The sequence below is a fragment of the Achromobacter sp. UMC71 genome, assembly GCF_014170305.1.
Taxonomy (GTDB): Bacteria; Pseudomonadota; Gammaproteobacteria; order Burkholderiales; family Burkholderiaceae_B; genus Achromobacter.
This window is the reverse complement of record NZ_LZZT01000060.1, coordinates 91,856-98,906: the sequence shown is the minus strand read 5'-3', so window position 1 is coordinate 98,906 and position 7,051 is coordinate 91,856. Positions and strand designations below refer to the sequence as shown.

8 protein-coding genes are annotated in these 7,051 nt (G+C 68.4%); 4 read left to right on the top strand and 4 right to left on the bottom strand.

Going from position 1 to position 7,051, the window contains the following annotated elements; translation table 11 throughout:
- Positions 1-151: 151 nt before the first annotated feature.
- The 3 genes from A9974_RS29290 to A9974_RS29280 all read right to left on the bottom strand — a co-directional run bounded on the left by A9974_RS29290 (position 152) and on the right by A9974_RS29280 (position 2,399).
- Entirely contained in the window at positions 152-433 is a 282-nt protein-coding gene (locus tag A9974_RS29290) for a hypothetical protein (protein ID WP_183007651.1), read from the bottom strand.
- A gap of 158 nt (positions 434-591) precedes the next feature.
- Positions 592-1,740, bottom strand: a complete 1,149-nt coding sequence (locus A9974_RS29285) for an acyl-CoA dehydrogenase family protein (protein WP_183007650.1) — start codon at positions 1,738-1,740, stop codon at positions 592-594.
- Between the two features lie 35 nt (positions 1,741-1,775).
- Positions 1,776-2,399, bottom strand: coding sequence for a TetR/AcrR family transcriptional regulator (locus tag A9974_RS29280; protein WP_183007649.1), 624 nt, complete (start codon positions 2,397-2,399; stop codon positions 1,776-1,778).
- A gap of 200 nt (positions 2,400-2,599) precedes the next feature.
- On the opposite strand from A9974_RS29280, the gene A9974_RS29275 reads away from it, so the two are divergent.
- Positions 2,600-3,571 carry a nitronate monooxygenase family protein gene (locus A9974_RS29275; RefSeq protein ID WP_183007648.1) on the top strand — a complete coding sequence of 324 codons (972 nt, stop codon included), beginning with the start codon at positions 2,600-2,602 and terminating at the stop codon, positions 3,569-3,571.
- Positions 3,568-4,308, top strand: a complete 741-nt coding sequence (locus A9974_RS29270) for an enoyl-CoA hydratase-related protein (protein ID WP_183007647.1) — start codon at positions 3,568-3,570, stop codon at positions 4,306-4,308. Before A9974_RS29275 ends, A9974_RS29270 begins: the two co-directional genes overlap by 4 nt.
- 85 nt (positions 4,309-4,393) lie before the next feature.
- Here A9974_RS29270 and A9974_RS29265 read toward each other — a convergent pair whose 3' ends face one another.
- Positions 4,394-5,227: an enoyl-CoA hydratase/isomerase family protein gene (locus tag A9974_RS29265; protein ID WP_183007646.1), complete on the bottom strand. Its 834-nt coding sequence runs from the start codon at positions 5,225-5,227 to the stop codon at positions 4,394-4,396.
- A 100-nt stretch (positions 5,228-5,327) separates the two neighbouring features.
- Here A9974_RS29265 and A9974_RS29260 point away from each other — a divergent pair, with 100 nt between their 5' ends.
- Positions 5,328-6,188, top strand: coding sequence for an NAD(P)H-hydrate dehydratase (locus A9974_RS29260; protein ID WP_183007645.1), 861 nt, complete (start codon positions 5,328-5,330; stop codon positions 6,186-6,188).
- Positions 6,189-6,329: 141 nt separating this feature from the next.
- Positions 6,330-6,563 carry a hypothetical protein gene (locus tag A9974_RS29255; protein ID WP_006392557.1) on the top strand — a complete coding sequence of 78 codons (234 nt, stop codon included), beginning with the start codon at positions 6,330-6,332 and terminating at the stop codon, positions 6,561-6,563.
- Positions 6,564-7,051 lie beyond the last annotated feature (488 nt).

The window sequence follows — 7,051 nt, the reverse complement described above, 5'->3', positions numbered from 1 at the left end:
TGTGTGTTTAGCCGCTCCGCCCAGGGTGGGACGGTGCCCGCCTCGTGCCGGCCGCGCGGGCGGCCTTACGAGGCTTACGCGGCGTCTTGCGGGCGCCGATGCCGCTCTCGCGTGTCGGTGATGCTGCTGTTTTCTAGTGTGTAGCGGCAACCTACCAGAAGACCGCCGACGGCGGTACATCAGCAGCTTGCCGCAGCGGCACCCCGGTGAAAATCCAGCCAATCGACGCCGGCCTGCTACCGGCGCGGATACGGTGGCGTTCGACGTCAATGCGCAGCGCCTGATGGGCGGCGCGCGAGACGGTCAGCATGAGCAAGTCGGTACCTGCCGCGCCGCCCATCACCGCCCCTCCCCCTGACTGCGGACCCACTAGAAAACCGCTCCCCACCAGCGCGAAGCGCACCCGCACCAAAATCAACAACGCAAATGCCAAACGTGGCCGCCCGCGCGGCCGCGGCTTGGCGACCCTGTAGATTCCATTCCCTGACCACAGGTCTAGCTGCGCAACGACCCAAGACGCACGAAGCCCTGCACGACGGGCGACCTACGAAGATCAGCTCGACGCAAAAAGCCCAAAGCACCAGAAAAAAACTACCCCTGCGCCTTGATCACTTCCCGAGCAATCACCAGTTGCTGAATCTGCGAAGTCCCTTCAAAAATTCGGAACAACCGCACATCCCGATAAAACCGCTCCACCGCATACTCCGACATATACCCCGCCCCCCCGTGAATCTGCACCGCCCGATCCGCCACTCGCCCCACCATCTCCGTCGCATACAACTTGCAGCAGGCCGCCTGCATCGTCGTGTTCTCGCCTCGGTCCCGCATCTTCGCCGCATCCAGCACCATGCAACGCGCCGCGTACAGCTCTGCCTGGCTATCGGCAATCATTGCCTGGATCAATTGGAATTCAGAAATCGGCTGCCCGAACTGCTTGCGGTCCATCGCGTATTGCACCGCGTCGCGCAGCAGACGGTCTGCGATGCCCACGCAAAGCGCCGAGATGTGCAGGCGGCCTTTGTCGAGCACCCGCATCGACGTCTTGAAGCCGTTGCCTTCCTCGCCGCCCAGCAGCGCCGACGCCGGTACCCGGCAGTTGTCGAACACCACGTCGCTGGTCAGCGCGCCCGCCTGGCCCATCTTCTTGTCCGGCTTGCCGATGATCAGGCCGGGCGTGCCAGCTTCCACCAGGAAGCACGAAATCGACGCCGCGCGGCGTTCCGGCGCCGTGCGCGCCATCACCGAGAACAGGCCCGCAATCGGCGCGTTCGTGATGTAGCGTTTCGTGCCGTTCAGCACATAGTGGTCGCCGTCGCGTTCGGCCGACAGGCGCAGCGCCATCGCGTCCGAGCCGGCGTCCGGCTCCGTCAGCGCGAACGAGCCGATCAGCTCGCCGCTGGCCAGGCGCGGCAGATAGCGCGCGCGCTGCTCGTCCGTGCCTGCCAGCACAATCGACTGCGAACCGATGCCGATATTAGTGCCTGCCAGCGAGCGGAACGCCGGCGACGTCTGGCCCAGCTCGAACACCACCCGCACCTCTTCTTCCATCGTCAGCCCCAGGCCGCCGTAATCGGGCGAGATCGACAGGCCGAACAGGCCCAGCTCGCGCATCTCGGCCACGATATCCGGCGGCACCTGGCCGCTCGCGGCCAGCTCGTCTTCGGCGGGAATCAGACGTTCGTGCGTGAAACGGCGCACCGCGTCCAGCAACAGGGTCAGGGTTTCGGTATCCAGGGCCATGATCAGGGTCTCTCAAAAGTGCGGGGCGGCGGCGCTCAGGCGCGCATGCCGCCAACCAGTAAATCGAAATAGCCGGCGGCGATTGTCTCGGCGCTGTCGCCCTGGCCGGGCTTGTACCAGCGCACCATCCAGTTCAGCATCGACAGCACCGCGCGACCGGTGGCGGGCACGTCCAGCGCGCGGAATGTGCCGTCGGCCACGCCCTGCGCGATCAACTCGCGCAAGCGCTTCTCGTAGCCGTCGCGCAGGCGGGCGGCGTCTTCGCGTTCCGGCAGCGCCATGCCCGAATAGCCGATCAGCATCGTCACGAACTCCGCGTGGTGCTGCTCGAAATAACGCGCGTGGCCCACCATGAACGCGCGCAGCCGGTCGGCCGCGCCCTCGGCGCGCGCCACTTCCTGGCCCACGCTCAGGGTCAGGCCGTTCAGCACCGCCAGGATGATCGCGTCGTAGATGTCCTGCTTGGTCGTGAAGTAGTGATAGATGGCCGCCTTGGACACGCCGATCGCGGCGGCCAGGTCCGACACGGAACTGCCGTCGTAGCCGCTGCGCGCGAACAGCTTGGCGGCTTCGGCCAGGATGCGTTCGCGCGGCGCCGCCATGGTGGGCGGGCGGCCGGCGCGGGCGCGTTTGGAAGCGGGAGCAGCGGATGTCGGCATGGAGGGGCCAGGTGAGGCGGCGCCGGCTTGGCCAATAGCGGACCAGAAGCCAGGCCCCTTCCATTGACAGCGGTTCGGCGCTTGCCGTTAAATAAAGATTAATTAATTACCGGACGGTCGGTAGGTAATTATAGGCACATCCGTTCCCGCCGCTCAAGCAAGACTTGCGCGGTCCACCCGAAACCTCACGCGACGACGCTATGCCCCACTCTCTAGTGACTGATTTGTATGGCCAGATGTCCCTGCCGGTCATCAGCGCTCCCATGTTCATCGTGTCCAACCCGAAACTGGTCGTCGCGCAATGCACGAGCGGCATCGTGGGTTCGTTTCCGGCGCTGAACGCGCGGCCGCAGAGCCTCCTGACCGACTGGCTGGACGAGATCCAGGCCGGCCTGGCCTCGTACCGCGAAGCCAACCCGGGCGCCACGGTCGCCCCCTTTGCCGTCAACCAGATCATCCACCAGTCCAACGACCGGCTCGAGCAGGACCTGGCGGTGTGCGCCAGCCACCGCGTGCCGCTGATCATCACCAGCCTGCGCGCGCCCGGCGACCTGGTCAAAGGCGTGCACGACTGGGGCGGCAAGGTGTTCCACGACGTCACCACCATCCGCCACGCCGAAAAGGCGCTGGAAGCGGGGGTGGACGGCCTGATCCTGGTGTGCGCGGGCGCAGGCGGCCATGCCGGCACGCTCAGCCCGTTCGCGCTGGTGTCCGAAGTGCGCCGCTTCTACGACGGCCCGCTGATCCTGTCGGGCGCCATCACGTCCGGCGAACACGTGCTGGCCGCGCTCGCCATGGGCTGCGACTTCGCCTACATGGGCACGCGCTTCATCGCCAGCGCCGAAGCCAATGCCAGCGACGGCTACAAATCGGCCATCGTCGACGCCAGCGCGTCCGACATTCTCTATACCCCGTTCTTCACCGGCATTCCCGGCAACTACCTGAAGGCCAGCATCACGGCTGCCGGCCTGGACCCCGCCAACCTGCCCCAGCCGGACAGCGGCGCGTCGAATTTCGGCTCCGGCCGAGTCAAGCCCTGGAAGGACATCTGGGGCGCGGGCCAGGGCGTGGGCGGCATCGCCAGCGTGCAACCCACGCGGCAGATCGTCGACACCCTGCGCCGCGAGTACGCGCAGGCAAAAGACAAGCTGGCCGCAAGGACCTACGCATGAGCGCCGGCCTGAAGGTATCGCGCGACGGCGCGGTGCTGACGCTGGTGATCGACCGCCAGGACCGCCGCAACGCGCTGGACACGGCCACCTATGCCGCGCTGACCGCGCAGATCTCGCAGGCCGCGGCCGACACCAGCGTGTCCGCCGTGATCCTGGCGGGCGCCGGTGAACACTTCACTGCCGGCAACGACCTGCGCGACTTCCAGGCCGAACGCGGCGCCGGCGACAGCGCCGGCCTGACCTTCCTGCGCGCGCTGACCCAGGCCGACGTGCCCATCATCGCCGCCGTCGAGGGCTACGCCATCGGCATCGGCGTGACGCTGCTGCAGCATTGCGACTTCGTCTACATCGGCGAAGGCGCCACGCTGCGCATGCCGTTCGTGGCACTGGGCCTGTGCCCCGAGGGCGCCTCCAGCCTCTTGATGCCGCGCCTGGCCGGCGCCCGTCGCGCCGCCGAATGGCTGCTGCAGGGCAAGGCCTTCTCGGCCCGGGAGGCCTGCGATGCCGGCCTGGGCACCGCGGTCACGGCCAAGGGGCAGGCGCTGGCGGCCGCGCAGGCCGCCGCGGCCAGCCTGGCAAGGCAGCCGCCCGCGGCGCTGCGCCTGACCAAGTCCATGCTCAAGCGCCCGGACCGCCAGGCCATCCAGGAAACGCTGGACTACGAAGCGCAGCAATTCCGCGCCCGGCTCCAGACGGAAGAGGCGCAGGCCGCGTTCGCGGCGTTCTTCAAGAAGTAAGGAATCGCGCCGCGGGCGGGGCTGCCGCCCCGCGCGTTTCCGGATTTCGCCGGGACGGCTGCGCACGGCGCCGCGCCCGGCCCCCTCAGAACGGCGAGTCGGGCCGGAAGTTCGGCGCCCGCCGTTCGCGCAGCGACTGCACGCCTTCGCGCACATCGGGGCCGCCAAAGCCCATGAATTCCAGTGCCAGCGACGTATCGAAGGTCGGGCCGGCCATGCGCAGCCAGTTGTTCAGCGAATACTTGGTCCAGCGGATGGCGGTCTGCGAGCCGGCCGCCAGGCGGTTGGCCACCTCGAAGGCGCGGCCGATCAGCTCGGATTCGTCCACGCACAGCGACACCAGGCCGATGCGCTCGGCCTCTTCCCCCGTCACGGTCTCGCACAGCATCAGGTAGTACTTGGCGCGCGCCATGCCGCACAAGAGCGGCCAGACAATGGCGGCGTGGTCGCCGGCCGTCACGCCCAGGCGGGTGTGGCCGTCGATGATGCGGGCGTCGCGCGCGGCGATGGAGATGTCGGCCAGCAGCCCGGCCACCAGGCCCGCGCCGACCGCGGCGCCGTGCATGGCCGACACGATCGGCTTGCTGCAATTGATGATGTTGTAGACCAGGTCGCGAGCCTCCCGCCAGACGCGGGTGCGCACGTCGAAATCGTCGGCCATCTGCTGCACCAGGTCCAGATCGCCGCCGCCGGAAAAGCCCTTGCCCTCGCCGCGGATCACCACCACCCGGGTGTCGGGGTCGGTATCGATATCGCGCCAGATGTCGGCCAGCTCGCGGTGCATCCGGTCGTCGGCCGTGGACAGCTTGCCCGGCTTGCCGTCCTTGGCGCCCATGATCAGTTCCAGCACGCCGTTGGGGTGCCGGCGCAGCTTCAGGGACTCGTAGGCGGAATAGTGTTCCAGCGTGATATCGGTCATTGTCTTCTCCGGGAGCGCGGGCGAAGGGCCGCGCATTTTTGGGCACTATAGTGGATAGGACACGCCCCGCCGCGCCCGCTGCAACCAGGAGCCTCAGCCAATGAACACCCCCCTGCCCCCCTCCGGCGGCGACATCCGCCGCGATGACCTGCCCGCCCTGTTCGCCCCGCGCGGCCAGGACACGCACAAGGGCAGTTTCGGCACCGTCGGCGTGGTGGGCGGCGGACGCGGCATGGAAGGCGCGGCGCTGCTGGCCGCCCGGGCCGCCCTGAAGACCGGCGCCGGCAAGGTCCTGGTGGGTTTTGCCCAGGACGCCGCGCCGCTGGCCTGCGATCCCCTGCAACCCGAACTGATGCTGCGCGACGCGCGCTCGCTGCTGGAAGGCGACTGGGGCGTCACTGCCTGGGTCGCCGGCTGCGGCATCGGCACGGGCACCGAGGCGGCCAATGCCTTGTCCGAATTGTTCGTGCTGCGCCGGGGCGCCCCGCTGGTACTGGACGCCGACGGCCTGAACCTGCTGGCCCAGGGCGCCGTGCAACCCAACTGGGGCGCTGGCCCCGTGGTGCTGACCCCGCACCCGGCCGAAGCGGCCCGCCTGCTGGGCACGGACACCGCCCGCATCCAGGCCGATCGGCCGGCCGCCGCCCAGGCGTTGGCGCAACGCTATGGCGCCTGGGCCGTCCTGAAGGGCGCCGGCACCGTGGTTTGCGCGCCGGACGGCGCCTGGCGCCGCAACACCAGCGGCAACCCCGGGCTGGCCACCGCCGGAACCGGGGACGTCTTGGCCGGCGTGCTGGCTTCACTGATCGCCCAGCACCTGCCCCTGGATCAGGCCGTGGCCGGTGCCGTCTGGCTGCACGGTGCGGCGGCGGACGCCCTGGTGGCACGAGGCATCGGCCCGATCGGGCTGACGGCGGGCGAGCTGGCGGATGCCGCGCGGCGCCTGCGCAACGGCGGCTGACACCCTCGCCACGGGGCTAAGTCCCTGTGGCAAAAAACATTTTTACAACACACTAGGGTTTTCCCCTAAAAACACATTGCTTTCGATTTAGGGTTATCCCTATAATGGTTTACACCAAGACGAAACGGACTGGAGCAAACCATGAGCGAACTGACCCTGAACCACACTGCCCGCCTGACCGACGCGCTGGAGCGCGATCTGCTCCGCGGCGCCCTCGAGAACCAACCGAATTCCCACCCGCTGACCAACCTGAAGAAGGCTGGCCAGGCGATCGCCGCCGCCGTCGCTGGCGTGTTCGCCTTCATCGACGAAGTCAACGAATCGATGAACAAGGCCCGCGCCGCCAGCTCGCGCTTCTCCGGCTCGCAGTGGTAAGAACAGCCGCGCTGGGCTGAATCGCGACCGATCTCCCGCGACTCAACCTGGCACGCTGCCAGCGCAACCCCCGCCGCCTCTGCGGCGCCTGTTGCACTGGACCGGCGCCCGGGGCATAAAGCCCTTCCCTCACCGGGCGCCATCGCGCCGCGCCGGCCCCCCCTTGCGGGGCCCCCGCGACGCCCTCCGCCACGCAATGCCGTAGCAAGAATCCCTGTCGCCCCAGTGCGTAGCCGTCCCGAAGCGGGACTGCCCGGCACTGGGGCGATTGGCATTTGGGAAGCCGCAACGGCCGCCATTCCCCTCTCGGCGTTTACCCTAGCGTCGGCTCGGCGCGCATTGACAGCGCGCGAAGCCCCTACCGATAATCGGCCCCTTGCCGTCGTGCTGGCGCCAAAAAACACCGCAAGCCCCCCCCGGCCGACGTTTCTGTTTCCCGGTTGGCCCCCTCGCTGTTCCCCCCGCCCAGCACGATCCGGTTCGTTCCC